Genomic DNA, 24,305 nt, shown 5'->3' with positions numbered 1-24,305 from the left:
CCTACTGGAGGTTCCTCCAAGGGGTGGCCGACCCGGGCCGACCGTTCTCCCCGAGGGGCTGCACCCCCAGCCCCCTCCGGCCTGAACGGCCTCGTCCTCAAACGCCGGACGGGCTGATTCGAGTGTCGGGGCGGCGTCGCCGTCCATCGCCGGAAAAGGTGATTCGTGCGGCCGGCGCCATCGCTCTCCAGCCCCGGACGCGTCGAAAAACCCAGGGGCGCGAGGAACTGCGCGAGCAACCCCCACCGGCCCGCAGCCGCCCGACGCCCCGAGCCCCCGCCCTCCGATCCGTCGTCCTCCGAACCGTCGGCGCTCGCCACGCCTCACTCGTTCTGGATCTCCTCCACCACCGTCGCCCCCAGCTCCTTCACGATCAGCTCGTGCCCGGAGAGGGCCGACTCGTCCAGGTCGGGGTCGTCCTCCTCGGGGATGTCGTCCTCGGGGGCCACCGGCGGCGGCTCCGGGGCCGCGGGCGGGGGCGCCACAGAGGCCGGGGCCGTCGTCGGCGCCGGGCCCCGGGCCGGAGCGGCCGGTGTCGGCGCGGGCTGGGGCGCCGCGGGGCGGGCCGGGGCCGCCGGGGCGGAACCGCCGTAGCCGGACCCGGACGCCGCGGGCGCACCGCCGTAGCCGCCGGGCTGACCTCCGCCGTACCCGCCGGTGGCCGGGGCCGAGCCGCCGCCGCCCGTCGGGTCGACGACCGCCTCGATCTTCCACTGCACGCCGAACTGCTCGGTCAGCGCCTGGCGCAGCACGTCCTCGCTGCCGCTGCTCGCGAAGTTGTCGCGGGCGCCGGCGTTGACGAAGCCGAGTTGGAGGGTGGTGCCATCGAAACCGGCGACCTGGGCGTTCTGGCTGAGCAGGATCCAGGTGAACCGGCGGCGGTTCTTGACCGCTTCCAGGATGTTCGGCCAGAGGACGCGGGGGTCGGGACCACCGGCGGGGGCGGCGCCGACCGGGGCGGGCGCGGCCGGGACCGGGGCCTGGGCCTGGGCGGGGGTGGGGGCAGGTGCAGGGGCCTGGTGGGGCTGGGCCGCCGGCGCACCCGTGGCCGTGGGCCAGCCGCCGGGCCGGCGGGCACCGCCACCCGCGGAGGCCGCCGTCGGCCAGGCGCCGGGCGCGGTGGCAGGCGTCGGGGCCGCAGGGGCAGGGGTGGGCGCGGGAGCCGGAGCCGGCGACTGAGGGGCGGGCATGGGTGCCGGAGCCTGAGGGGCCGGAGCCTGAGCAGCCGGAGCCTGAGGGGCCGGAGCCTGAGGGGCCGGTGCGGGCGCAGGCGCGGGCGCCGCTCCCCCCGTACGGCCGCCCGGGCCGCCGCCGGGCCGCCGCCCTCGGGAACCGGAGGTGCCATGTGGGCCTCGGGACCGGGGACGTACCCCATCGTGGGCGCACCGCCGCCGCCCGAGAGGTTGACGCCCCGCTCCAGCCGGTCGAGGCGGGCCATCACGGACCGTTCGTCGCCGTAGGCGGCCGGCAGCAGCACGCGGGCGCAGATCAGCTCCAGCTGGAGCCGCGGGGAGGTGGCGCCGCGCATCTCGGTGAGGCCCTGGTTGACGAGGTCGGCGGCGCGGCTGAGCTCGGCGGCGCCGAAAGTGCCGGCCTGAACCTGCATCCGTTCCAGAACGTCGGCCGGGGCGTCGAACAGCCCCTTCTCCGCGGCGTCCGGAACGGCGGCGAGGATCACGAGATCGCGCAGCCGCTCCAGCAGGTCGGCGACGAAGCGACGCGGATCGTTGCCCCCCTCGATGATGCGGTCCACGACCTCGAAGGCGGCGGCGCCGTCCCCGGTCGCGAAGGCCTCCACGACGGAGTCGAGCAGCGACCCGTCCGTGTACCCGAGCAGCGAGGTGGCCATGGCGTACGTCACACCCTCCGCCCCCGCGCCGGCGAGCAGCTGGTCCATGACGGACATGGAGTCACGCACGGACCCGGCTCCGGCCCGCACGACGAGCGGCAGCACCCCGTCCTCGACCGGGATCTGCTCCTTGCCGCAGACCTCGCCGAGGTAGTCCCGCAGCGTGCCGGGCGGCACCAGCCGGAACGGGTAGTGATGGGTCCGCGACCGGATGGTCCCGATGACCTTCTCGGGCTCAGTGGTGGCGAAGATGAACTTCAGATGCTCCGGAGGCTCCTCGACGACCTTGAGCAGGGCGTTGAAGCCGGCCGACGTGACCATGTGGGCCTCGTCGATGATGTAGATCTTGTAGCGACTGCCGGCGGGCCCGAAGAAGGCCTTCTCGCGCAGCTCACGGGCGTCGTCCACACCACCGTGAGAGGCCGCGTCGATCTCGATGACGTCGATGGATCCCGGGCCGTTCCTGGCCAGGTCACGGCAGGACTGGCACTCCCCGCAGGGGGTCGGCGTGGGCCCCTGCTCGCAGTTCAGGCACCGGGCCAGGATCCGCGCGCTGGTCGTCTTGCCGCACCCGCGCGGCCCGCTGAACAGGTACGCGTGATTGACCCGGTTGTTCCGCAGCGCCTGCTGCAGCGGGTCGGTGACATGCTCCTGCCCGATGACCTCGGCGAACGACTCCGGGCGATAGCGGCGGTACAGCGCGAGAGACGACACACATACGAGGTTATAGGCGCCCACTGACAACCAGCCCCGCCCGCAAACGCAAGCGCCCCCCACGCACCCGCCAGAGCCAACCTACCCTTGCTGCCTTCCGGCCCTGGGGGAGTTCAGTCAGATAGCGCCGCGTGAGGGGCTCTGCACAGAGTACCCGACGTCAGCGGGTAGGAACGAGTTCGCGAGCACTCCTCTCGGTCATGTAATGTTCCCACCGGAGGATTCGCCTAGAGGCCTAGGGCGCACGCTTGGAAAGCGTGTTGGGGGCAACCCCTCACGAGTTCGAATCTCGTATCCTCCGCCAGTGCCTCACCGGGCACGATGTCGAAGGGCCCCACCATTCGTGGTGGGGCCCTTCGACGTTGTCCGTCTCAGTTTCCGTCTCAGTTCGTTTTCGGGAGCTCCCAGAGCGCATCGCCGACCTGCTGCGCGACCTTTCGGAGCATGGTCCCGGTCACGTGCATGTACCGGGCGCGCATCCGGGCCGCTCCCCCGGGCTCCCAACCCATGATGGAGTCGATCACGACGTCCGGGACGCCGAGGATCAGGAGGACGGTCGCTGCGGTGTGGCGAGCGTCATGGAGACGGCCGTCTCGTACGCCAGCGTCCCGGAGGAGTTTCTTCCAGACATGGAAGTCGGTGTTGGGGCTCAGCGGTCCGCCGACCGGCGAGGCGAAGACGTACCCCTTGCCCTCCCAGTCGGCACCGGCCGCGACCCGCTCCCGCTCCTGGGCTTCCTGGTGCTGGCGGAGAATCTTGATCAGCGGATCGGGCAGGCCGATGGTGCGCCGGCCCGCGCGGGACTTGGTGGACTTGTGCTCGCGGCGCGTCTGCTCCCGCTTGGGGCAGTAGCCCGCCTTCCGGCCGCACGGATTGGGGCCACAGCCGTGCGCGTACTTCGGGCGGAGCCGGTTCTTGCGAATACGGACGTACCCCGCGGCGAGGTCGACGTCTTCCCAATGGAGCCCGAGCGCTTCCCCTTGGCGGAGACCGAGCGCCAGGGCGACGACCCAGCGCGCACTGTTGCGGAGCTTGGCCGCCTCGACGAGCAGGCTCTGAACCTCCTCGATCGTGTACGGCTCGATGTCCTCCTCTTCCAGGCGGGGAGCCTTGGCGATCTCGGCCGCGTTCGTGGCGACGTGCCCGCGCCGTACGGCTTCACCGAGGGCGACCCGGATCGTCCGGTGCGCGTGGTGGGCGGTGCCGGCGGAGCTTCCAGCCGCCTGCATCTTCCGGTAGAAGCGCTCCAGGTGCTCCGGCTCCAGGCGGTCGAGCTTGTGAGCGCCCAGTCCGGGCACGAGGTGAACGCGTACGTCGACCTCGTACCCGTCGTACGTGTTCTCCGAGACGTACGGCTTGGCGATGTTCTCGACCCAGTGCTCAAGCCAGGCCTGGAGCGTCCAGCTCTGCCCCGGCTTCCTGAGCTTCTTGTCGTCACGGGCCCGCTCCATCTCGCGGACCGCCCTGGTCACCTCAGCCTTGGTCTTGCGCTCGATGTGGCGGCGGTCGGGCCTGCCGTCGTCACGGACGCCGACCGTCACCCGACCGTGCCATTTGCCGTCCTTGCCGAGGTAGATGGTCGAGGCCCCGTTGGGCTGGCGGGTGCGCTTCTGCTCTGCCATGTCGTCCCTCTCAGGCCGCGTGGGCGGGTCGGTGGCGGAGCTTGGCCACGTAGGCGGGTACGGCGTCGGCGGGGACCCGGCGGAGCCGCCCGACCGTGACCGACTCGATCTCTCCCGTAAGGACGAGGCGGAAGCACGTCGTACGGCCGATACGGAGCCGCCGTGCCGCCTCCTCGACCGTCAGGAGGACCAGGTTCGGGTCATCGGGGTCTGGAACGACGGCGGCCCTGAGGTCAGCCATGGGTGGGTTCTCCTTCCGTTCCGGGGGCGGGTTCGAGGGATGCGGCAAGCCAGGTCTCGGCGGCGCTGAGGCCGGTGCCGGCGAAGACCCAGTGGGCGAGGACGTATGTCGTGTCCGGCTGGGGGTTGGTGGCTGCTGCTGTATGTGCTCGGCGCCATTCGGCGCGGGCGTCACGGAGGGCGCCCAGGGTTGTCGAGTAGCGCCGGGACTTCGTGGAGAAGTGGCCGCGGAAGCCGAGCATGTGGGCCCAGGCACGGAGGCGGAGGTGTTCGAGGTCCTTGCGTGCGCCGAGGGTCCAGGCGGTTCGGATGAGGCGGCGGGCGTGGTCGCTGATGTCGAGCTGGGCGAGTTCGGCGGCGAACTTCAGCGGCCGGTCGAGGGCGCCCGTGGCTGTCTCGGCGCCCTTGGTGGCGTACTTGGCGATGTAAGCGGCGACGGCCCTTTCGGTGAGTTCCTGGCCGTCGTTGAAGTCGGCGGATCGGATGGTGCGGACGTCGAGTTGGCGGCCGAAGGTGAAGGTGTGGGTGTGGCCGTCGAGGGTCGGGCCGTCGACACGGACCTTGGTCGCAGCCGTCTCAATGGCGTCGGTGAGCAGCCCGGAGGTGGCCCAGGCCGGGGGTGGGGTGTCACCGCCGCCGGGGCCGTCGATGCGGATGACGGCGTGGAAGTGGACGGCGCCGCGCTTCTGGTACTCGGCGACCTTGGCGAAGGAAACGCGGGCGTGGTCGCGGAACCGGCGCTGCGACAAGCCCGCGCGCTTGGCGACCTCCCGGCGGAGGTAGATCGAGAAGCGCCTCCAGAGCGCACCTGCGTGGGCATTCCACAGAACGGCCGCTTCGTAGTCGTAGGTGTCCGGGTCGAGCGGAGTGCCGAGGGCGTCGTCGTCCTGGTCGTGGTGGATGCCGCAGCGGCAGGCGCGCCCGTCGGTACGGCGGTTGTGGACCGGGCCGAAGCCGGGGGCGGTGAAGGTGGCGAAGACGCGGGGGTGAGCGGCGACCCGTTCCGGGGTGCCCTTGCCGCCCCGGAGTCCGGCGGTGATCAGCTGGAAGGTGTCACGGCGGTAGACCTCCGCGCAGGCCGCGCAGCGGGTAGTGCGCCGGTTGTTGCAGCGGACGAGGAGTTGGCCGGCCGGGAGCGCCGACGAGTCGAGGTGCTGGAGCACACGGCCGATCTCGCCCGTCGTGGGGTCGACGTCGTACTCGGTGCGGTGGCCGTCGAGTCGGATCGGGTTGGTGCAGCCGCCGATGCCGGAGAGCTGTTGGAGGATGCCCGGCAGGGTGCCGTGCTGGGCCAGCCTGGCGAGTTCCGGGAGCGGGGGCGGGGTGGTGCGGGTGAAGATGGCTGTCTCCTTCTGGCTGGAACGGTCAGGAGCGATGGGCCCTGGGGCGGCCGGATGCTTGGCGGTGTCGTGGCCGCCCCAGGGGTCGGTGTGGATCAGCGCCGGTTGTGCTCGCGCAGCAGGGAGCGCAGGACCACGGCGGCGATGGCCACCGAGATGGCCGACACGGCGACGGCGGCCAGGAGCGCGGTGAGGACCACGCCACCCGTGAGCACGGCGACTACGGCGCCGGTACTGACGGAGACGGCCGGGAGCGCGGAGCGCCGGACGGGGGCCGGGTCGGTCGGGGTGTGGGTGTGCGCAGGCGGCGGGGTGGGGCTGTCGGGGTACTTGGGCAGGAACACGGCCAGGTTCTCCTTATCTACTCGTCTAGGCATGTGAGCCGTTTATGACGTCCACGCCGGAGCGCGTACCGGTCTCGATGGCGGGGGCCAGGAAGGTGTGGGAGAGCCAGAAGCCGAAGAGGGCGACCAGGACGACGACCCAGGCACGGACGCCCAGGAACCTGACGGCGCCCCAGGCGAAGAAGCCGAGTACGACGACCAGCGGCAGACTGACGGTCACGGTGTTCGGGGTCCCTTCAGCGGACGGGGCAGCGGTGGGTGCGTGCGGCGAGTTCCGCGGCGGCGCGGCTGTCGTAGTCGGCGGAGAAGCCGCAGCGCGGGGCGGTGCAGGCGGCGGTGTGCTTCTCGCGGCCCCGGTCGTCGTAGGCGGTGCCGACCTGGACGGGGCCGATGCGGGTGACGTTACGGAAGCGGCGGTTGGCGGTCACGGTGAGTCCTCCTGTCGCAGGCTGGAGCCGGTGAATTCGTTCAGGATCCGGGAGGCTTTGGCAGGGTCCGACGTGCGATCTGCGGCCTCTTCGGCGAGGAGCCGGGCCAGCTTCGGGCGCCCGGTGTCGGCCATCTCGCGGGCCGCTTCGAGGTAGTCGGCGACTGTGTCGAAGCAGAGCGGCATGGTTCCTCCTGTTCAGGCGAGTTGGGCGGCGATGGCTTCGGCCATGAGTGCCGGGACGCCGAGGCGGGCGCGGAGGGTCGGGGTGTCGATCGGGGTGCCGGTACGGGTGTGGTGTTCGGCGGCGACCTTTCGGGCGTGGTCGACCAGGGCGGCCGGGACTGGGACGGGCGGGCGTTCCGGCAGCGCCTCGATGGTGGGTTGGACATGCGGTGCGGGGGTGGCTTCGGGCTCGTGCCCCTGGTCCTCGATGACGTCAGCGTCGATCTCGTCGGTATCCGCTTTCGGTGCCGAGTGGGCGAGAAGGGTGCCGCCGAGGAAGGCGACGGCGGGCCAACCGGCCACGAGGATCCGCAGCCATGCCGGGACGTCGTTCAGATCGAGGAGGCCGGCGGTGGCGATGTTCGCGCCGAGGGATGCTACGAGGGCGATGACGAACCAGCACCAGGCCGCCGCTTTGGTCGTACCGGAGCGGAGTCGACGCCATGCGGCGACGAGCAGCAGGTCGACGCTGATCGGGTAAGCCCAGGCTTTCCACCCGTCCTGTCCGGCCGCCATGGCTACGTCGTGGAGGTGGGCGAAGGACAGCGCGGCAGCGATGAGCGCCTGGACCAACACCGCGTCGACACTGCCGAGGTGGACGCGCACGGTCCGGCTCCTTTCGGTTTCGGGCATGGGAGGGGTAGGGACGTGGCGCGAGGCGGTCACGCCGACCGATGCGAGGAAGGGACGACGGTCAGTCGGTCACCGGACGCGGCCGGACGACCGGGGGCGGCGGCTCGACCGGGTGCACCGGCACGGCGGGCCGGAAGGGCTTGAGGGCGGGGACGTCGGGGATCAGGTCGGCCGAGTCCTGGCAGATAGCGGCAGCGTCGGCGAGGGAGAGATAGGGGGTGCGGATGCGGGACCAGCCGCCGGAGGTGTCGCCCGCGACGGCGAGTCCGGGTGTCTCCGGGGCGATCGAGCAGGCGGCGTAGACGGCCTCAGGGGCGATGTCGCCGAGGGCCATCTTGGCGGAGGCTTCGTCGTTGACGCGGTGGCAGACGCGGCCGGTGAGCTGGGCTCGGAGCATGGTGGCGCCCTTGCCGAGTTCGGCACCGAAGCGTTGGCCGCAGACTTCGAGGTAGATGCCGGCGGCGCGGCCGAGTTGGGCGAGACGGATGAGCTGGGTGACCATCTCGTCGCGGCGTTCCTCGTCCTTGCGGGTGGCGGTGAGGAAGAGTTCGGCCACCTCGTCGACGAACAGAACGATGGGCACGGGGCGTTCGCTCTCCGGCAGGCCCCAGATGTCGGAGGTGATCTCCTCGTCCGGGATGCCGGGTGCGACGCCCTGCCGATTCTTGATCAGGTCGTAGCGGTCCTCCATTTCCTTGACCAGGACGGGCAGCAGTTCGGCGGCTTCGTCGGGGTCGGTGGCGAGGGCGGAGAGGCGGGTGGCGAAGGGCGCCAGTTCGACGCCCCGTTTGCAGTCGATTCCGACGAGCGCGACGCCGTCCTGCCGGGCGAGTCCGGAGATGAGGTGGCGCAGGTACATGGACTTGCCGGACAGGGTGGCGCCGAGGGTGAGTTGGTGGGGAACGGTGCGGTAGTCGCGGACGAAGGGCATGGCGTCCTCGCGCAGCGCCACCGGAACCTTCAGGAAGCCGCCGCCGGTCTTGCGGGGCATCCGGACGCGACGCAGGACGTCGTATCCGACAAGCCGCAGTTCGACGACACCGGGCTTTACGGTGGTGACGTAGACGGCGTGGACTCCCCAGGCGTGCCGGAGACGTTCGGCCGAGGCGGCGACGTCGGCGGGTTCCTGCCCTGGAGCGAGCCGGAGGCGAAGCCGCAGCCCGGTCGAGGTGGGACGGAGGATGCCCCGGCGGGGTGGGACTGGCCGGACTTCCCGCCGTGTGGTGGCTTTGACGGCGAGGACCCGCAGCCGGGAGGGCGCGACGGTCAGGCCGCAGGCTTCCATGACGGAGCCGTACGAGCTGAGCAGGCGGACCGTGGATATCGGGCCGCCGACTGCGGACCAGTAGACCGCCGGGTGCTTGGCCCGGGCGTAGGCAGCCCCGCCGCTGAGTGCGGCGACAGGACCACCCACCTCCAGGAGCGTTGTCAGGTCGGTCATCAGGCGGTGGCCCCCATGGAGGCCGGGAACGCGGCCGGAGTGACGGCGGCGGCCCGGTAGGCGATGCCGTGACGCTGCTGGCCGTTGAACACGGACTCCCACGGCCGGGCGACGAGGCCAGGGAGCGAGACCGGCGCACCGAGGTTCAATCCCTCAGAGACACCGCCCTCCGGCACGGTGACCTTGATCAGCGAGGACTCCCCGTCCTCGATGTAGACGACGCCGATGGTCATCAGTGCCTCACCGCTCACGGCGTCCTTGGCGATCTCGCCGGTCTGACGGTCGCGGACCTTGGGCTCAGGAGCCTCGGTGAGGAGGATCGTGGCGGCGGAGGTCTCAACACGGATGGTGCGCACAGCACACTTCCTATCTACTCGTCTATACGTGTAGCGATCCGTGAACCCGATCTCCCGGGCTCACGACGATCACCACACAACTTGCCCACTCGTCTATACGAGTATGCGTGTTGGGGTGTACGAGTTCAGGGAAGCGTGCCCGCGCACCACCGCAAAACATGACGATCAGGTCGCCGGGAGCTGGTACGACAGCACGTAGGCGTCCGCCGCCATGACCGTGTCGCAGACCTCTACGGGCCGCCCCTCGGTGTCGAAGGCGGTCCGGATCAGGTGAATGACCGGCACGCCGGAGGCCAGCCGGAGCGTCTTCACCTCGTCGGGCGAGGGCATCCGGGCGCGGATCTCTTCCTCGAAGTGATCGAGACGATGCCCCAGCTCTTCGAGTCGGGCGTAGATGCCGCCGGGACCGGGGTTGGGTTCGGCGATTTGGGTACCGCGGGCGATGTCGAGGGGGAGGTAGGAGGTGGCGAACTCGACCGGCCGGCCGTCGAGGAGGTACCGGCGTCGCCGGGCGAGCACGCGCCGCACGGACCCGAGCCGGGTCGAGATGTCCTGACTGGCCTTCTCTTCCTTGACCTCAAGGCTGTCGACCTGGGGGTGACTGCCGGCCGCATCCGCCTCCACGATGAACGCGGACTTCCCCTGCTCCCGGTGCCGCCGGGCGAACCGGTCGGAGGCGAGCCGCCGCACGGGAGGCCGGGGCCGGACGAACACACCCTTGCCGTGCCCGGCATGGACGAGTCCTTCCCCCTGGAGGATGGAGAAGGAGTTCCGGACCGTCATCCGGGACACCCCGTAGTGCTCGACAAGCTCAGCCTCTGAGGGCAGCTTCTCGCCCTCTCTGAACCGCCCACGGTCGATGGCTTCGCGCAGCTGGTCGGCGATCTGCCGGAAGACCGCACGATCGCTCGTGGGGTCGAGATCTCCGAGGAGGCCCGAAGGAAGAGCAGGGCTCACTTGTACTCCTTTAGGTATCTAGACGAGTGGGCGAGTGTTGTTGCTACGGTGGAGAGCCTAGTCAGCCGAGAGGGCCGAGGAACGTGAGCACAGAACGCCCGCACTCCGTGAGCGTCGCCGGGGTCGTCATAGACGCCTGCGGCCGGGCCCTCCTGATCCAGCGCCGTGACAACGGCAAGTGGGAGCCGCCGGGTGGTGTCCTCGAACGCGAGGAGACCATCCCTGAGGCCCTGCAACGCGAAGTCCTTGAAGAGACCGGCATCAAGATCGCCCTTCCGGCGACGTTGACCGGCGTCTACAAGAACATGACGGGCCTGATCGTCTCCCTGGTCTTCCGCTGTGAGGCCGCCGACGGCACGCCCACGACTGGCGACGAGACCCGCGCCCTGCGCTGGGCCACCCGTGAAGAAGTCTCCGAGCTTGCCGACGAGGCATACGCCATCCGCGTCCTGGACGCGATGGACGCGGTGTCTCCACCGGCGATCCGCGCCCATGACGGCGTGAAACTCGTCTAGCCCGAACCCGCTGCACATGGCGGCCTATCAGCACGAAGGAACTTGTATGCACGAGTATACGAGTACAGTCCGGGTCTGGGGGCTCAGTTGCCCAGGTTTCCCGGAAGAGGTCAGCCGGGCCCGCCGCTGGACCCGCGACATCCTGCGCGGCTCCCCTTTAGCCGAAGACGCCGAACTGATCGTGAGCGAGCTGAGCGCGAACGCGATCCTCCACACGGCCAGCGGCCAGGAGGCGGGCAGCTTCCATCTGGCTCTCGCGGTGTCAGCGCAGGTGATTGCTCTTTCGGTCACGGACGACGGAGCCGCCGACACAGCACCGAAGATCAAGCGCCAGGACCAGGAGGCCGAGCACGGCCGAGGCCTGGGCATGGTCAGCGCGATCGCTCATCGCGTCGTCGTCCACGAAAGCGACAGCGGCCACACGGTCACCGCCGAGCTGTTCGCAGGCCCCCGCACCGGAGGTCACCCGTGCTGATGGACAAACCGCAGCGGGGCTACTGGTGCGAGTGCTGGACCGAGGACATCACCGACGGGGCGGCGTGGCCGGCGCTCCGGGCATCCTTCGACGCCTACTCCGCGCCCCAGGCAGACAGATGGGTTGCCATCGCACTCCGCACGATCTCACCGGCGCTCGACCCCGACGCGTCTCAGGAAGTGTGGGAGTGGCTTTACGACGGCCGCATAGAGACGAGGAAAGCCCTCCTGCGAGCCGAGCCCTGCACGGTGACAGTCACCCAGGCCAGCACCCGCATCACATGGACGATCCGGCCCGTGATCTTCCTGCCGCTGGCACACCGCCAAGGCAGCGAACTCCCAGCCTGCACACAGGACTTCAAACCACACACAGCACCTCAGGCGCCCCACACACCCGACTGAGTTACAACCTTCTTTACAGGTTCAAGGCGGCTCGCTCCGCTCACCGCGCGCGGCCCGGCCCCCGGCCGGGCCTGCGCTCCTGCCTCCGTCCCGCTCCAGCCCGGCCGGCGCCCGTGCCGCGCTCTGAGCAATCAATCGCCTGATGTCAGAGAAGGGGTACGTCGTGGCTGGGGCGGTCGGCTCCGCGGCTTTACGGAGCCACTTTGGCGCGAGCCTCGAAGATCATGGCCCCAACGTCGTGCTTTACCGGGCAGGTCCACAGACTGCCCGACGCGCCGGAAGCTTACGGGGCCATGATCACTCGCGCCAAAGCAGCGCCACCCCAAAGCCGTTCCGCCGACCTGTCTGGCCATGACCAGTCATGTATGCACGCCCGACACTCCTGTGGTTCCGGACGTGTTGATCTCTTCAGATAGATAGAAGCCCCAACCTTCAGTACCGTATGGGTCTGACAAGTACGGAGGGGGCGCAGATGGCATCAGACGGCGGAAAGCTTGGCGTTGTTTTTATCCACGGATTCCGTTCCGACCCATCCATGTGGGATTCGTTCGTTGAACTAATCGAAGACGATGCAAATCTGAATTTCACCCACTCGCTTCTATTTCGCTATGCCACAGCACTGAGGTCTTTTCATCCGCTCCGCCGAATTCCGACTTTCGAAAATGTCGCAGACAGGCTTAAGGAGTTTCTGGACACGGAAGGCCAGGAATATCAAAATCTAATGCTAGTGTCCCACAGCCAGGGTGGCCTTGTTGTCCAACGATATCTCGCCCGTATGCTCAATGAGGGGAGAGGTGAAGATCTTGCCCGCATCCGTCGTATCGTAATGTTTGCCTGCCCGAATAACGGCTCAGATATAGGGCTGTCCCTACGTCGGCGCTGGATTCCATTCAATCCTCAAGAACGACAGCTAAGACCTCTCGACGAGCAGGTCACTGAAGCGCAGCGAATCGTAATCAATCGTGTCGTTAATGCCACCCAAACCACAAGTCATTCATGTAGAATTCCCATCCAAGTTTACGCGGGTGAGACTGACAACATCGTCACCCCTGCATCAGCCCGCAGTGTATTCCCTGACGCCACTGTTCTTCCAGGAGACCATTTCTCCATCGTCCGTCCTGACTCTCGCCAACATCGCTCATTTACTGCACTCAAGCGTCAGCTAATGTTGGCAGAAAGTAACGCCCCGCCGGTTGAGATTATCGGAACTCTACGAGCAGAAACACTCGAAGTTCACGTTGCCGTATCGCCCGGCGAAGCCACAAAGTCCAGTGTTGGACTAACACCCTATCTTGCCCGGGTTCATGACGAGGTCCTACGTCGGGCGCTTAAGTCAACTATTGACGGCGGGCCGTCGATCCTCGTCATTCTCACAGGTGACTCTTCGACGGGGAAAACGCGTGCGCTTTACGAGGCACTCCGCGACTTGGCCCCTGACCGTCCACTTCTGCGCCCAACGGCATCCGATGACCTCCTTGAGTTGATTGAGAGTCGTCGTCTCGTATCCGGTAGTGTGCTGTGGCTCAATGAAGCACAACGATTCCTTTATGGCTCGTCAGGGGAGCGGGTCGCCGCAGAGTTGAAATCGACGCTTGAGCGCCAAAATGGTGTGATAGCAGTTGGTACATTGTGGACCGAGCCATACTGGAATGAACTAACGGCACTCGGAACTCCAGAGGACCCTTACGGAAAAGCGAGGGCGCTGCTTACGCATCCAGGCCTGACTGTGCGCATTCCAGTGTCGGCCGAGCTTACGGAAGAGGATCGCAGCCGCTGGAAGGATCTCGCCCGAAAATACGGCGATAATCGGCTTAGCCAAGCACTGGACGCAGGCGCTAACGATGGGCATGTAATTCAGCATCTGAGTGGCGGACCGGAACTGCTTCGCGCCTACATCGAAGGGCCGGGGGTTCACTTCACTCATATCGAGCACGCGGTTATTACAGCTGCACTTGACGCGCGTCGGCTTGGCCATCGAACGCCTATCGCAGCAGATCTGTTGTCTGAAACAGCTGATGGTGCCCTAAATCCCCGTCGTCGCAGTGCAGATCCGCACTGGGCCGAGGAGACGCTTCGGTCTCTTTCCACGGGGGTTAGGTCTGACGGCACACGCACTGACATCCGAAACACACTCGCTCCTCTAGCAGCGTACCGGACTCGCTCTGGCGCGCCGGCGAGTTATGAACCCGCCGACTACCTGGACCAACACACTCGCTCTCAACGAGCCGATCAGCTTGGAAGCCCGTCACTCTGGGAAGCGCTGAAGGTCCATACTCATGACCCAGACGATCTTGAGCGACTAGCCGATTCCGCCTGGAAAAGAGGTTTATATAAAGATTCATTCCGACTTTCTCGGAAAGCAATCCTTGTCGGACATCCAAGCGCGGCGGGAGATCTTGTGCGACGCCTTACCCGCACACTCGATCCGGAGTATCGCGGCTTGGAATGGGTTGCCAATAATGCAACGCTTACTGATCCCGGCGTTGTCGCACGGCTACTTTCTCATTTTCGCAGTTCAGGTGCTCATAGAGCGCTGGCAACTCTGCTTGGGCGAGACCCAGCTGTTCATGTCAACTTGGAGGACCCTTTTGCGGTTTCGCAGCTTATAAATTCCCTGATAAAGAGCGGCGCGCATAATGCCGCCTCTCGGCTTGCCGCTCGTAAGCCAGCAGAGTACGTGACGGCCAGTGATCCGCGCGCTGCAGCTCAGCTGTTCACTTCGCTACGGAAAATAGATGAAGATCAAGCCTCGGTGGTCTTGGATCAGATAACAACGGTCAGTGCTACTGACGCTGGCGCCATCGCATTCCGCATAGGGCAACTTCAATCCGGCGGAGCGACTCAGGCGATTGCCAAGCTGCTAGATTTGAATCCAGCATCCAGAGTAGGGTTGCGAAATCCAGGTGCTCTAGCACAACTCATCAACGCTCTAAGGAAGAGCGGATCATTTGATTCAATCTCCGCTCTGTTGGCTCGCGATCCTGTCACAAAGGTAAATCTCGAAGACGGCCGAGGTCTGATTCAATTGCTGAGGCAGCTGCGACAAACAAGCGGTGCTGAAGATATGGTTGCCGACCTTGCACTGCGTTGGGCCGATCATGCGGACTTGAGAAGTCCTCAAATCGTTGCTCAGATACTGAAGGAGTCCCGCGGTGTGGGTGCGCATCAAGCTGTGACAGCCCTCCTGGCGCGTAATCCCGCCGCTCACGTAAAGGTCAACAGTGCCTACGCGGTAGCCGGACTGCTCACCGAGTTGTGGGAACTGGGTGAGCACGAGGCTGTTGACGTCTTGGGGAATCGACTTGTCTGCGACATGTCCTCTCGGGATCCTAGAACGATTGCGTCAATTATTAGGGTTCTTCACCCTGTCAGAGCAGAGCGGGCGATCGCCGCGCTTCTTGCACGCAACCCGGAAAGCCAGGCAAGGCTCGATAATCCGGGAGACGTCGCACAATTGATCAAGCAGTTGAGAGCAGTGTCGGCGGAGCGGTCAATTGCTGGGCTTCTTGCGCGCCACCCGGAAAGCGAAGCAAGGCTTGATGATCCGGGAGACGTCGCACAATTGATCAGGCAATTGAGAGCGCTGCCAGCGGAGCAAACGATCGCCGCACTTCTTACAAGGAATCCGGAAAAGCATGCGTCCGTAACCAACGCCCGCGCTGTTAGGAGGCTACTTAGGCAGCTTCGGCAAGTCGGCACAGCCCAAGCCACGGAAACCTTGACACGCCGCGCGATGGACTCCGGCGTTGACTTGCCTGAGCGCTACAAAGCGTATGGGCGGGAAGTTAACGGCCTCGCAGCCGACCCATGGGCTTGGGACCACATTTTCGGCTAACGGTTACCCCTGGCACTGGTCAAGAAGCCAACGCGTCGGACACCGAGTCCGGAGGCACAGACGACTACGAAGGGGAGCCCATGGCAGAGGAAGAAGGGGCGATCCGCGCCCTGGCACAGCTCGCTGACCATGTGCACTGGGTTCGGAAGTGGCCCGACAAACCGACCTGGCGCGACCGGCTCCGCCGATGGGTGTCCCCCGAGGTCTACCAGTTCAACCGGGGCGGCACCCCACCGAGACCCTGGGTCGATCGGCCCGCTGGCCACTACGAGCGGACAGGCTGGCGTATCCGGGCTGCCTACTTCAAATCCAACCTGGCTTTCGAGGTCGAGTACGTAGTCTGCGATCTGTGCAAGATCGGCTGGGTCGAATCGCCCTACTCCTACGAGGACTACAAGCGCTACGGCCTCGCCTCAGCTGCTCTCCAGTCATTACGCCGTGCCTACCCTGGACTCCAGTGGCACACAGCCGGCGGCCACTTTCGCCAGGTCAAACCCTTCTGGGACTCTGTCAGCACGGACGTACCCGGCGGCTATACCCAGCAGGAGAGGTGCCCCCACGTCCCCTTAGATGGACCTCTGATGATGCCGCGCAGGTAACACGGGCCGCACCATAAGCGCACCAGATCGGGCGGGGAACAGCGGGGAACCACGGTGAAAGCGCTCCCGCCTGGTCATGTCCCGCGAGGTGGTGTAGTCACGGCAGCTGTTTCGGTTCCGGTTGTGGGGTGATTTCGGGTTCGGCCGGCTTGGTGGTGAAGAGCTCGGCCATGGAGGCTTCGGAGAAGTAGCGGCGGTCGAAGACCTGCCATTCGTCGTGGAGTTCGGCCAGGACCGCGGCGGCGAGCCGGTCAAGGGCGGCGGGGTTGGGAAAGACCTGGACGACGTCGGCCCGCCGTTTGATCTCCCGGTTCAGCCGCTCCAGCGGGTTGGTCGACCAGATCTTCTTCCAGTGCGCCGGCGGGAAGTCGGCGAACGCGGTGATGTCCGTTGCCGCATCCAGCAGCATCGTCTTGACCTGCGGGAACTGCCGTCCGAGCATGTCGGCGACCACGTTCAGTTGGGTGCGCACCTGCTCACCGGTGGTCTGCGCGAAGATGGTGCGGATGGTCGCGGCGACCATCTCCCCGGAGCCCCTTTCGATCACCGAGAACACGTCCCGGACGAAGTGAACCCGGCACCTTTGCCAGGCCGCACCGAGGAAAACGGTGCGGATCGCGGCCACCAGACCGCTGTGGCTGTCGGAGATGACCAGCTGGACGTTCTCCAGGCCGCGGGCCCGCAGCGAGCGCAGGAACTTCGTCCAGAACGGCTTCGACTCACTGTCGCCGACCATCAGCCCGAGGATCTCGCGGTGTCCGGTGGCGGAGATCCCGGTGGCGATGACCACGGCCTGGGAGACGATCCGGTGGTTGACCCGGGCCTTGCAGTAGGTGGCGTCCAGGAAGACGTAGGGGAAGACGGTGTGCTCCAGCGGCCGCTCCTTGAACGCGGTCAGTTCTTCGTCCAGCTCACCGCAGATGCGGGAGACCTCGGACTTGGAGATCCCGCTGTCCGCACCGAGTGCTTTGACCAGGTCGTCGACCGAGCGGGTCGAGACACCATGCACGTATGCCTCCATCACCACGGCGAACAACGCCCGGTCGATCCGCCGCCGGCGTTCCAGCAGCGACGGGAAGAATGACCCGCTCCGCACCTTCGGGATCTTCAGGTCCAGATCGCCGGCCTGCGTGGTCAGCACCCTGTCCCGGTGCCCGTTGCGCCAGGTCGTGCGCGTCTGGGAGTGCTCGCGCGGCGCGGCACCGATCACCTCGGTGGCCTCGGCCTCGATCAGCTCCTGCAGGATGCGCTCGCACACCACCCTGATTGCTTCAACTCCATCGGCCCGACGTAGTGACTCAAGCAGCCGCATCAGCTCAGACTGGGACAAGGCCATCGCGTGCTCCTCCGGTCGAACTGCCCGTTCACCAGAGAGACTTGCGCGATGGCCTGCCCTTGTTCAGGGAGCATGCACCGCCGGCGGATGCACGCCCCGAGCAGACACCCGCGCGTTCCGGGACCCTGCCCGGCTACACCACTTCACGGGACGCCATCTCCCGCCTGATGAATCCTCCGAATCACCGTTCGACCAGGTCAGCGCCCGAACCGGCCCCGAATGCCCGCAGCTTCCCAAGCTGATGTCACGCAGTTACGCAGGTCAGGAACCGCGCGCCAGCGCTGGCCAGTAGCCTGCGACGATCAGGTCGTGGCACGTCGGGAGGGTTCCGTGGAAGCTGCTGCTCTAGTCAGTCCCGATCGGTTGTGGTCGTCGCAGGAAGTCTTGGTGCGTCCGAGCCCTGTCCCGGCGGTGGCGGGAGTCTACGGCTGGCACTTCAAGCAGCCGCCCCACGAGGACCTGGAGCCCGGGCGCCTGCTCTATGTCGGGATAGCCCCGCGGTACATGGCGAACAGAACCAGCACGCAGAACCTGCGCAAGCGGGTGCGGTACCACTACCGGGGCAACGCGGCCGGCTCGACTCTGCGTCTCACCCTCGGTTGTCTGCTCGGACTTGAGTTGCGCCGCGTGGGCAGCGGCAAGCGGATGACCTTCGGCAAGGCCGGCGAGGCAACCTTGAGCCAGTGGATGGCGGACAACGCCCGTGTGTGCTGGATCGAGCAAGGCGAGCCGTGGGACCTGGAGTCGCAGCTCATCTCGAAACTCGATCTCCCGCTGAACCTCGACCAGAACCGACACAACGCGTTCCACAGTCGTCTGAAGGAGATTCGGGCTCAAGCACGACAGCGGGCCCGTGACTTGCCCATCAGTTCGTAGATTGCTGAGCGGGCCGCGGGGCCGTTGGCCGGGCCCTCCCTGGGCCGTCCGAGGTCGCTCAACAGCGGCCAACGACGACCAATGACGACCGTTCGGCCGCTCAATAACGCCGTCCTGACCAGCAAAAAAGCAGCTCCCCAAGATCCCGGGCAAGACCCAGGGCAAGAAGTGAGCGCGCGAGCAACTCTTGCCCACGACGACCCTCATCTGGCGAGTGGGATCATCCATGGATGGCAGACATACGGCTCCCCCGCGGTTGGACTCTTCAGCAGATCCGCGATGTCTCGGGAGACCGAGAAGCTGCCGCCCTGGATCCCGATCGGCCAGTGAAGTGGGTCAGCGTCGGCGAGGCCCACGAGATGCCACGCCCGGAGATCGTTCTCGGGTTCCACAGCCTGTGTCTCGTGAAGCCTGTCGATGACGACGACTGGTACATGGGCAGCCTGTACGACGACGGCAGCATCGACTGCTGGACCGCCTACGGCGACCTGTACGAGGCGCTACGGGGCCTTTGAATGCCTGCTCCGTGTGCGAGACCGGGCTGAGTGTCTAACTGCGTGACAACCACGGCGCACAACCGCGAACACCCGCGTACGTCAGCGCACCATCACCGCAGGTGAGAGGCGCAGTAGCCCAAGGCAGCACCTCGGACCCAGTTGCTTCGGGACGAAGAGGGCATGAGTTCACGTATCAGCGTAGAGGCTTCCTGCGCAGCTTAGGGAGGGGCTTGGCGGAGCCGAACTGCCAGTCAAGACGGCTGCCAGGATTTTTCTCGATCTTCAGCATGACCGACTGGGAAGCGGAGAACTTGAGGACGAGTCCAGCGCGGAACCTACCATCTGCTTGCCTGTCCCAGACAAGATCACTGTTTGTCCTGGCCCACACCGCCGCGTCCACGAACCGAGAGAGCAAGGGTGGTAGCTCAGCGTCCTTCTTCTTGTCCTCGTCCATCAACTCTTCCCCCGCTTGCGAAAGATCGGCACCTTGACGATCTGAATGTCCGTACATCTCTCGGCCTCCAGCTCACGCTCCTGCTCTCGGCCGCGCTCGCACTCTAGGACACGACGGACCGGACCCGCTGACGATTCGAGCAGTTCCGCTTCACCGCGGACTTGTTCACGCTGAGCGGGCCTCGCTGGGCCGTGACGACGGACAGCCCGATCGCGGCGTGTTCGTCGCCCCACGGCCCCCGGCCACATCCCCGGCCCCACGGTCCGTCTCAGATTCCGTCTCATTCACCGCCGTTCGCGGCCGTTCAGGCGGGACCGAAGCTGGTAGCGGCTCTCATGCTCGGCCGCCCATGAACGCAGGTGAACGGCCCCGTACGCGGCCCCGCCATGCACCACCACAGTTGGAAAGCGTGTTGGGGGCAACCCCTCACGAGTTCGAATCTCGTATCCTCCGCCAGTGCCTCACCGGGCACGATGTCGAAGGGCCCCACCGTTCGCGGTGGGGCCCTTCGACGTGCTCTGGTCTCAGTTTTGGTCTCATTTATTTCCGACATTCTACCTATTCAGCTCGCGTGGCGGACCGCTCCCCCGGTGACCAGCGATCGCGCATCGACGTGCGCCCGGGCCCAAGGGGGCCCGGGCGCCCCTAAGTAGTCTGCTCGCCTCATCCCAGCGGGTAGCCCAGGGCGCGAGTGGCCTTGCGAAACGCCGGTAGCTGCTCGGGGGAGACCACGAGGTGGCGTTCACCAAGCCGGGTGCACAACGCGCGCAGGCGGCGGTCGCTGACAACGAGGGCTGCCAGTGCCTCGTCCTCGCATTCGATGAGGTGGACCTGTCCTGCGTCACGGAGTCGGCCGGTGCGGCGGGCGGTATCGTCCAGCAGCGTGGTGACGGTCTGGGGCAGAGGGTGCGAGGCTGCCTGGTCCACGTAGCGGCGGAGCTCGTCGAGGGCGTGCCCGCGGTCGAGGGCGCTCAGGAGGGACGCGGTGCTGAGCGTCCAGACCCGATCGGATTTCCTGTCGGCGAACGTGTCCAGGAGAAGTGCGTCGGCCGAGGGCAGCCCGTCGAGAGCGACGATGTCGAAGTTCGCCAGGACGGTGACCCTGCCCGAAGTGACGGCCGGTGTAGGAGTGGGGGCGTAGTCGCCGGTGAGGCCGACGGCGTAGGCGCCGAGAGGGTTGAGGCGGACCGCGGTCAGACCGTCGTAGCGACTGATCCGGTCGAGGTAATCGCCGCCCCAGTTGTCCCGGTAGTCGTCGCGGGCGCCCTCCGGGCCGACGTGCTCGATGTCGATGAGGCCGAACGTGGCGGCGTACTCGAAGAGCACGGTCAGGGTGTACCGGCCCTGGAGGAGGGACCAGCCGTGGTGGCCGTCGTAGCCGAGGCTGCCGTACTGGGGATCCTCCAGGTAGAGCTTCCACAGGGCGCGCTCGCTACGGTGGACGACGGGATTCAGACCAGTCGCGCGCATCTCGGTGAACAGGCCGTCGACGGACGTCCACTCACCCGGGGTGAGGCCGGCCAGTGCCTGGCCGACGATCTTGCGGCGCGGTTTGGCGGCAGTCAGGACATTCGCCGCGCGCTGGCCCTTGATCTCCTCGACGCGGGAGAACTCGTCCAGGAGACTGTTGTTCAGCCAGCGCTGCCACAGCCCGGCGATGATCAGGTGCGCCGGCCGGGTCAGCGCGGCCCGTCCGCGCGGAGTCAGCGCCAGTCGGCCGCCGGTGAGCTGGGCGAGGCCACCTGCCTGGAGCAGCATCGGCCAGGCGAAGGCGGCGATGGCCTCGTGCTCATAGAAGTCGCCACCCTCCAGGACGTCGGCAACCGCCGCGACAGTGGCGGCGCCGGGGCGACGGGTCTTCTCACTGCACCGCAGCTTCCCCGCGGCGCACAGACGCAGCACCGCCAGCAGGCCGGCCTGCGCCTCATGCTCGGTGTGCCTGACCCGCGGAGCGTCGGTGGACTCCTGTTGCCGTTCGACCGGTGTCACTGCGCGTATTCCCTGTTTCGTGCCGCTCACGTCCCATTCCTACAGGTGGGCGACATAGTGATAGTTGCCGGTCCCACGGGTGCGTTCCAGCGTCTGCACCACCTTGCGCGGGTCGTCGTGAGGACCGGAGAAATAGAACGGCTTACCGTCCCGGCCGAAGCCGATGGCGGGCCGATCCCCGGGCGGGGTTCCCAGGTGCACTGCGGCGTCGGTGAAGCCGGCCGCGGGCTCGAAGCCCAGGCCGGCGGCGTAGGTGACCGCGTCGCGCACGATCGTCTGGGCCTGCTCAACGCTGATCGACAGCGGCGGGTGGTCGAAAGCCGAGTAGTACATCGGCACGTATGTGGTCAGGGAGCCGGAACCCATCACCTCTGGGTCGGTCACGTTCTTCACCCCCAAGCAGTACACATCCACAAGGAAACCGGTAACGGTCACCCTGCTGGCCCGTGCCTGGCGGGCCAGCAGAATCTGGGCGAAGCCGCCCGTACCCGGGTCCGGTTCCTGGCCGATCGGGTCGGCCGCCGCCCAGTCCGGAGCCCCGGTCATGTCCAGTCCCGCGCTCCAGCCCGCGTTTACCCAGCAGCCCACCACCGGCCGCTCATCCGGCGCGATGTTCGCCTGTGCCGTTTCCGCGACCTGTCTCACCAGCGCGGTGGCCTGGGCCGGGCGCAGCCCCAGCGCCTTCGCGATCTGCTTCGGTGCGCTGCCGCGCTCCCTCATCTCCCGGACCCGGGCCAGCAGTTCCTCATCGTGCGTGGTCACCGTCGTAGTCTGCCAGGCACGCGTCATGCCCCCTCACGGAGTGCACGTGAGCGTATTCCGGCCCAGCCGCCCGCCGCCTGTCATCCTGGGCTCGGTGGCAACGGGCGCAATCGAGCCGGAACGTGTGGATCAACATGGGTGAGGCAGTGGGCAGTACCGTCGAGCAGGTGCGAGCGCTGGTCGGTTGGGTGGGCACGGGCCGCAAGCTGACCGAGACCGGCCGTGTGACGCTTGCCGACGCGCGGGCGCTGGTGGAGCTTCTGGACACCGGCGACCGGATGGACCCGGTGATCGGGGACCGTACGTTCAAGACGAAGTCCAGCGAGGAGCTGTACCACCTCACGCTGCTGGTCGAGTGGACGAAGGCGGCACGGCTGCTGCGGACCGCGGGCGGGCGCCTGCTGCCGGTGAAGAAGAACGCCAGGCTGCTGGACCGCCCCGGCGAACTGCGTGGCGCGCTGTTCGCCGCGCTACCGCAGATCGGCCCGGCCGTGACGGTGTCCGGCTGGCTGGAGTCCCTGTTCGCGCACGAGTACGACCGGGGCCTGCGGACCTTGCTGCAGCGGCTGTACGCGGCCACGACCCCGGTGCCGCTCAGTGACCTGCAGGAGGTGGTGTGGCAGGCGGTCAGCCCGCTGTACGTGCTCGACGACCTGTCCCCCGACCGCCTGAGGCATCTGCGCACCGCCAACGACCACGACATCCAGCGAGTCCTGAAGGCCCTCGCTTCCCTGGGCGCTGTCCATGTCGCCGGGGAAAGCGCCGAGTTGACGGCGGACGGCCGCACCGAGACGGCCCGGATGCGCGGCGGGCCCGAGCCCGGCGAAGCGGTGTTGCAGATCCTCGTCGAGTTGGCAGACGTGGACAGCCCCCGAGTTTGGCGGCGACTACTTGTGCCCGCCGCGATCAGCCTGGACCGGCTTCACTCCGTGATCCAGGACGCGATGGGCTGGCAGAACTGCCACATGTACGCGTTCACCATCGACGGCGTCCAGTACGGCCGTCCCGGCGGTGAACTCGGGTTCCGCGATGAGCGCACCGCCACACTGGCCGCCTTGCTCAAACCAGGCACCCACTTCGTGTACACATACGACTTCGGGGACTCCTGGGAGCACCTCATCACCGTGGAGCGGTTCGAGACAGCCTCAGCCGGGCTCCACTACCCGCACTGTATGGACGGTGCCGGGGCGTGCCCGCCCGAGGACTGCGGCGGCGCCCCCGGCTACAGCGATCTCAAAGTGATCCTCGCCGACCCGGCCCATGAGGAACACCACGCCATGCTGGCGTGGCTCGGACTTCTGTCCGCCACGGAATTCGCCCCTGGCCGTTTCACGCCAGACGAGGCCAACGCACGGCTGCTGCACCTCACGGCACCATGAAAGACAAGGCGTCCGGCCACACGGCCGTTCACGGCCCTGGTGGGTACTACCGACTGGTCCACCGGCCTCGCCGCGCTCGGACAAGGACGTACGGGCCGACCTTCCTGCCCCGGCGTTCGGGTCTTGGGCATCGACTACACGGCGACGAGGCGCACTCTGTCGCCGCAGAGCTTCGTCATGTCGTCGATGTCCGAGGTGAGCATGACGACCGGGCGCCGCTGACGTAGCGCCATCTCGGCCACGGCAGCGTCGATGGCGTATTTGTGACCATGCAGCCCGGCGTTGATCAGCATGGCTGAGGCGGCCTTGGCCTCCTCGTCGCCGATGTGCACGATCCGCACGCCGGACAGGACCCAGGCGAGCCGCGCCTTGTCGGTCCGGCGATGCACCGCTTCGATGATGGTGAGCGCGCTGATGACCACCTCCATGCCCCGCTTGCGGGCTTCGGCGATGAGGGCGACCACGGGCTCGTGATCACTGACGAACTTCGACAGGCCCTCGCAGTCGAGAACGAGTGTGCCTTCGTGACTCAGCTTGCGGCGGGCCACTGCCCCTCCTCGGCGAACACCTCGTCGAAGACCCGGCGTGCCCGCTCCTGCTCGTGCTCGGAGATCGGCCCCTGACGGCGTTCGTAGTCGGCCAGGTACTCATCCAGGATCTGACCGCGCAGTTCGCGCTCCACCGCTTCGGTGATGAACGCGGAGAACTCACGCTTGCCGACCCGTCGGCGGATCGCCTCCGCCGTCCCCTCGGGGAGGGAGAGGCTGACCCTGGTGGCCGGCCCTTCGCCGACGCTGTACGGAATCTCACTCATGGGGACGAGATTATCAAATAAGTAGGAATCCGGCCTGGGTGCCAGCACCCGCCGAACGACGTGGGTCGCCCACCCGTCACCTCACGGTCTCAGTTCTGGTCTCATTCACCTAAGTTCAGCTGTGTCCGGACGCCGCTGGACAGTCCACTCCACTGCTGGTCAGGACACCGGCGACCACCTCCGAACCCTCTGGCGAACATTTGGAAAGCGTCTTGGGGGCAACCC

Annotated in this window: 26 protein-coding genes, 1 tRNA gene and 1 other RNA gene; 8 read left to right on the top strand and 20 right to left on the bottom strand. The window is 67.0% G+C overall.

Going from position 1 to position 24,305, the window contains the following annotated elements:
* Window positions 1-323 precede the first annotated feature (323 nt).
* The 3 genes from EDD90_RS57645 to ffs form a co-directional block, all read right to left on the bottom strand.
* On the bottom strand, window positions 324-752 hold the full coding sequence (locus tag EDD90_RS57645) for a DNA polymerase III subunit gamma/tau (RefSeq protein ID WP_260328141.1): 429 nt from the start codon (window positions 750-752) through the stop codon (window positions 324-326).
* A complete protein-coding gene (locus EDD90_RS28920; RefSeq protein ID WP_260328140.1) occupies window positions 734-2,563 on the bottom strand; it encodes a DNA polymerase III subunit gamma and tau in 1,830 nt (609 codons plus the stop codon). The genes EDD90_RS57645 and EDD90_RS28920 overlap by 19 nt, the downstream gene beginning before the upstream one ends.
* A 45-nt stretch (window positions 2,564-2,608) precedes the next feature.
* Window positions 2,609-2,707: signal recognition particle sRNA small type (ffs, locus tag EDD90_RS28915), an RNA gene on the bottom strand.
* 72 nt (window positions 2,708-2,779) lie between these two features.
* On the opposite strand from ffs, the gene EDD90_RS28910 reads away from it, so the two are divergent.
* Window positions 2,780-2,867: transfer RNA gene (locus EDD90_RS28910), tRNA-Ser, on the top strand.
* A gap of 79 nt (window positions 2,868-2,946) precedes the next feature.
* Here EDD90_RS28910 and EDD90_RS28905 read toward each other — a convergent pair.
* The 11 genes from EDD90_RS28905 to EDD90_RS28855 form a co-directional block, all read right to left on the bottom strand.
* On the bottom strand, window positions 2,947-4,185 hold the full coding sequence (locus tag EDD90_RS28905) for a tyrosine-type recombinase/integrase (protein ID WP_123975885.1): 1,239 nt from the start codon (window positions 4,183-4,185) through the stop codon (window positions 2,947-2,949).
* Window positions 4,186-4,195: 10 nt separating this feature from the next.
* Complete coding sequence (locus EDD90_RS28900) at window positions 4,196-4,426, bottom strand: excisionase family DNA-binding protein (RefSeq protein WP_123975884.1); 231 nt, start codon at window positions 4,424-4,426, stop codon at window positions 4,196-4,198.
* A complete protein-coding gene (locus EDD90_RS28895; RefSeq protein WP_123975883.1) occupies window positions 4,419-5,720 on the bottom strand; it encodes a replication initiator in 1,302 nt (433 codons plus the stop codon). Before EDD90_RS28895 ends, EDD90_RS28900 begins: the two co-directional genes overlap by 8 nt.
* A gap of 140 nt (window positions 5,721-5,860) precedes the next feature.
* On the bottom strand, window positions 5,861-6,109 hold the full coding sequence (locus EDD90_RS28890) for a SpdD protein (protein WP_123981764.1): 249 nt from the start codon (window positions 6,107-6,109) through the stop codon (window positions 5,861-5,863).
* Window positions 6,110-6,134: 25 nt separating this feature from the next.
* A complete protein-coding gene (locus EDD90_RS28885) occupies window positions 6,135-6,329 on the bottom strand; it encodes a hypothetical protein (RefSeq protein ID WP_123975882.1) in 195 nt (64 codons plus the stop codon).
* A gap of 16 nt (window positions 6,330-6,345) precedes the next feature.
* On the bottom strand, window positions 6,346-6,537 hold the full coding sequence (locus EDD90_RS28880) for a mobile element transfer protein (protein WP_123975881.1): 192 nt from the start codon (window positions 6,535-6,537) through the stop codon (window positions 6,346-6,348).
* Entirely contained in the window at window positions 6,534-6,722 is a 189-nt protein-coding gene (locus tag EDD90_RS28875) for a hypothetical protein (RefSeq protein WP_123975880.1), read from the bottom strand. The genes EDD90_RS28880 and EDD90_RS28875 overlap by 4 nt, the downstream gene beginning before the upstream one ends.
* 12 nt (window positions 6,723-6,734) lie before the next feature.
* The gene (locus EDD90_RS28870) at window positions 6,735-7,367 is read right to left on the bottom strand and encodes a DUF2637 domain-containing protein (protein WP_260328139.1); all 633 of its coding nucleotides are present in this window, start codon (window positions 7,365-7,367) and stop codon (window positions 6,735-6,737) included.
* A gap of 88 nt (window positions 7,368-7,455) precedes the next feature.
* A complete protein-coding gene (locus EDD90_RS28865) occupies window positions 7,456-8,835 on the bottom strand; it encodes an FtsK/SpoIIIE domain-containing protein (protein ID WP_123975878.1) in 1,380 nt (459 codons plus the stop codon).
* Window positions 8,835-9,191, bottom strand: a complete 357-nt coding sequence (locus EDD90_RS28860; protein WP_123975877.1) for a hypothetical protein — start codon at window positions 9,189-9,191, stop codon at window positions 8,835-8,837. The genes EDD90_RS28865 and EDD90_RS28860 overlap by 1 nt, the downstream gene beginning before the upstream one ends.
* A gap of 165 nt (window positions 9,192-9,356) precedes the next feature.
* Entirely contained in the window at window positions 9,357-10,148 is a 792-nt protein-coding gene (locus tag EDD90_RS28855; RefSeq protein WP_123975876.1) for a GntR family transcriptional regulator, read from the bottom strand.
* 107 nt (window positions 10,149-10,255) lie between these two features.
* Here EDD90_RS28855 and EDD90_RS28850 point away from each other — a divergent pair, with 107 nt between their 5' ends.
* From EDD90_RS28850 to EDD90_RS28830, 5 genes are all read left to right on the top strand, one after another.
* Window positions 10,256-10,663: an NUDIX hydrolase gene (locus tag EDD90_RS28850; protein ID WP_123981762.1), complete on the top strand. Its 408-nt coding sequence runs from the start codon at window positions 10,256-10,258 to the stop codon at window positions 10,661-10,663.
* A gap of 46 nt (window positions 10,664-10,709) precedes the next feature.
* Window positions 10,710-11,138, top strand: coding sequence for an ATP-binding protein (locus tag EDD90_RS28845; RefSeq protein WP_123975875.1), 429 nt, complete (start codon window positions 10,710-10,712; stop codon window positions 11,136-11,138).
* Window positions 11,138-11,539 carry a hypothetical protein gene (locus tag EDD90_RS28840; protein ID WP_185149633.1) on the top strand — a complete coding sequence of 134 codons (402 nt, stop codon included), beginning with the start codon at window positions 11,138-11,140 and terminating at the stop codon, window positions 11,537-11,539. Before EDD90_RS28845 ends, EDD90_RS28840 begins: the two co-directional genes overlap by 1 nt.
* A 472-nt stretch (window positions 11,540-12,011) precedes the next feature.
* The gene (locus EDD90_RS28835) at window positions 12,012-15,374 is read left to right on the top strand and encodes a triacylglycerol lipase (protein ID WP_123975873.1); all 3,363 of its coding nucleotides are present in this window, start codon (window positions 12,012-12,014) and stop codon (window positions 15,372-15,374) included.
* An 80-nt stretch (window positions 15,375-15,454) separates the two neighbouring features.
* On the top strand, window positions 15,455-15,973 hold the full coding sequence (locus EDD90_RS28830) for a hypothetical protein (protein ID WP_123975872.1): 519 nt from the start codon (window positions 15,455-15,457) through the stop codon (window positions 15,971-15,973).
* A gap of 97 nt (window positions 15,974-16,070) precedes the next feature.
* Here the strand turns inward: EDD90_RS28830 and EDD90_RS28825 are convergent, their stop codons facing one another.
* Window positions 16,071-17,309 carry an IS256 family transposase gene (locus EDD90_RS28825; protein WP_123972384.1) on the bottom strand — a complete coding sequence of 413 codons (1,239 nt, stop codon included), beginning with the start codon at window positions 17,307-17,309 and terminating at the stop codon, window positions 16,071-16,073.
* Between the two features lie 330 nt (window positions 17,310-17,639).
* Between EDD90_RS28825 and EDD90_RS28820 the strand changes: the two genes are divergently transcribed.
* The gene (locus EDD90_RS28820; RefSeq protein WP_123975871.1) at window positions 17,640-18,185 is read left to right on the top strand and encodes a GIY-YIG nuclease family protein; all 546 of its coding nucleotides are present in this window, start codon (window positions 17,640-17,642) and stop codon (window positions 18,183-18,185) included.
* Between the two features lie 690 nt (window positions 18,186-18,875).
* On the opposite strand, the gene EDD90_RS28810 is transcribed toward EDD90_RS28820, so the two are convergent.
* The 3 genes from EDD90_RS28810 to EDD90_RS28800 form a co-directional block, all read right to left on the bottom strand.
* Window positions 18,876-19,136: a hypothetical protein gene (locus tag EDD90_RS28810; protein WP_123975869.1), complete on the bottom strand. Its 261-nt coding sequence runs from the start codon at window positions 19,134-19,136 to the stop codon at window positions 18,876-18,878.
* A gap of 663 nt (window positions 19,137-19,799) precedes the next feature.
* Window positions 19,800-21,155, bottom strand: coding sequence for a helicase-associated domain-containing protein (locus tag EDD90_RS28805; protein WP_260328137.1), 1,356 nt, complete (start codon window positions 21,153-21,155; stop codon window positions 19,800-19,802).
* Between the two features lie 9 nt (window positions 21,156-21,164).
* Window positions 21,165-21,887: a hypothetical protein gene (locus EDD90_RS28800; RefSeq protein ID WP_123975868.1), complete on the bottom strand. Its 723-nt coding sequence runs from the start codon at window positions 21,885-21,887 to the stop codon at window positions 21,165-21,167.
* A gap of 134 nt (window positions 21,888-22,021) precedes the next feature.
* Between EDD90_RS28800 and EDD90_RS28795 the strand changes: the two genes are divergently transcribed.
* Complete coding sequence (locus EDD90_RS28795) at window positions 22,022-23,266, top strand: plasmid pRiA4b ORF-3 family protein (RefSeq protein ID WP_260328136.1); 1,245 nt, start codon at window positions 22,022-22,024, stop codon at window positions 23,264-23,266.
* A gap of 134 nt (window positions 23,267-23,400) precedes the next feature.
* Here the strand turns inward: EDD90_RS28795 and EDD90_RS28790 are convergent, their stop codons facing one another.
* Window positions 23,401-23,814, bottom strand: coding sequence for a hypothetical protein (locus EDD90_RS28790; RefSeq protein WP_030973975.1), 414 nt, complete (start codon window positions 23,812-23,814; stop codon window positions 23,401-23,403).
* Window positions 23,796-24,080: a hypothetical protein gene (locus EDD90_RS28785; protein WP_030973973.1), complete on the bottom strand. Its 285-nt coding sequence runs from the start codon at window positions 24,078-24,080 to the stop codon at window positions 23,796-23,798. The genes EDD90_RS28790 and EDD90_RS28785 overlap by 19 nt, the downstream gene beginning before the upstream one ends.
* Between the last annotated feature and the right edge of the window lie 225 nt (window positions 24,081-24,305).

This window comes from Streptomyces sp. Ag109_O5-1 (genome assembly GCF_003814875.1).
Taxonomy (GTDB): domain Bacteria; phylum Actinomycetota; class Actinomycetes; order Streptomycetales; family Streptomycetaceae; genus Streptomyces; species Streptomyces sasae.
Note: the sequence above shows the minus strand (reverse complement) of the source record. Positions and strands in the feature narration are given on the sequence as shown.

Bases quoted from the DNA above. Each gene is read 5' to 3' on its own strand.
- EDD90_RS28905 (WP_123975885.1), bottom strand. From the start codon at position 4,185: ATGGCAGAGCAGAAGCGCACCCGCCAGCCCAACGGGGCCTCGACCATC.
- EDD90_RS28900 (WP_123975884.1), bottom strand. From the start codon at position 4,426: ATGGCTGACCTCAGGGCCGCCGTCGTTCCAGACCCCGATGACCCGAAC.
- EDD90_RS28875 (WP_123975880.1), bottom strand. From the start codon at position 6,722: ATGCCGCTCTGCTTCGACACAGTCGCCGACTACCTCGAAGCGGCCCGC.
- EDD90_RS28865 (WP_123975878.1), bottom strand. From the start codon at position 8,835: ATGACCGACCTGACAACGCTCCTGGAGGTGGGTGGTCCTGTCGCCGCA.
- EDD90_RS28845 (WP_123975875.1), top strand. From the start codon at position 10,710: ATGCACGAGTATACGAGTACAGTCCGGGTCTGGGGGCTCAGTTGCCCA.
- EDD90_RS28840 (WP_185149633.1), top strand. From the start codon at position 11,138: ATGGACAAACCGCAGCGGGGCTACTGGTGCGAGTGCTGGACCGAGGAC.
- EDD90_RS28835 (WP_123975873.1), top strand. From the start codon at position 12,012: ATGGCATCAGACGGCGGAAAGCTTGGCGTTGTTTTTATCCACGGATTC.
- EDD90_RS28830 (WP_123975872.1), top strand. From the start codon at position 15,455: ATGGCAGAGGAAGAAGGGGCGATCCGCGCCCTGGCACAGCTCGCTGAC.
- EDD90_RS28825 (WP_123972384.1), bottom strand. From the start codon at position 17,309: ATGGCCTTGTCCCAGTCTGAGCTGATGCGGCTGCTTGAGTCACTACGT.
- EDD90_RS28810 (WP_123975869.1), bottom strand. From the start codon at position 19,136: ATGGACGAGGACAAGAAGAAGGACGCTGAGCTACCACCCTTGCTCTCT.
- EDD90_RS28795 (WP_260328136.1), top strand. From the start codon at position 22,022: ATGGGTGAGGCAGTGGGCAGTACCGTCGAGCAGGTGCGAGCGCTGGTC.
- EDD90_RS28785 (WP_030973973.1), bottom strand. From the start codon at position 24,080: ATGAGTGAGATTCCGTACAGCGTCGGCGAAGGGCCGGCCACCAGGGTC.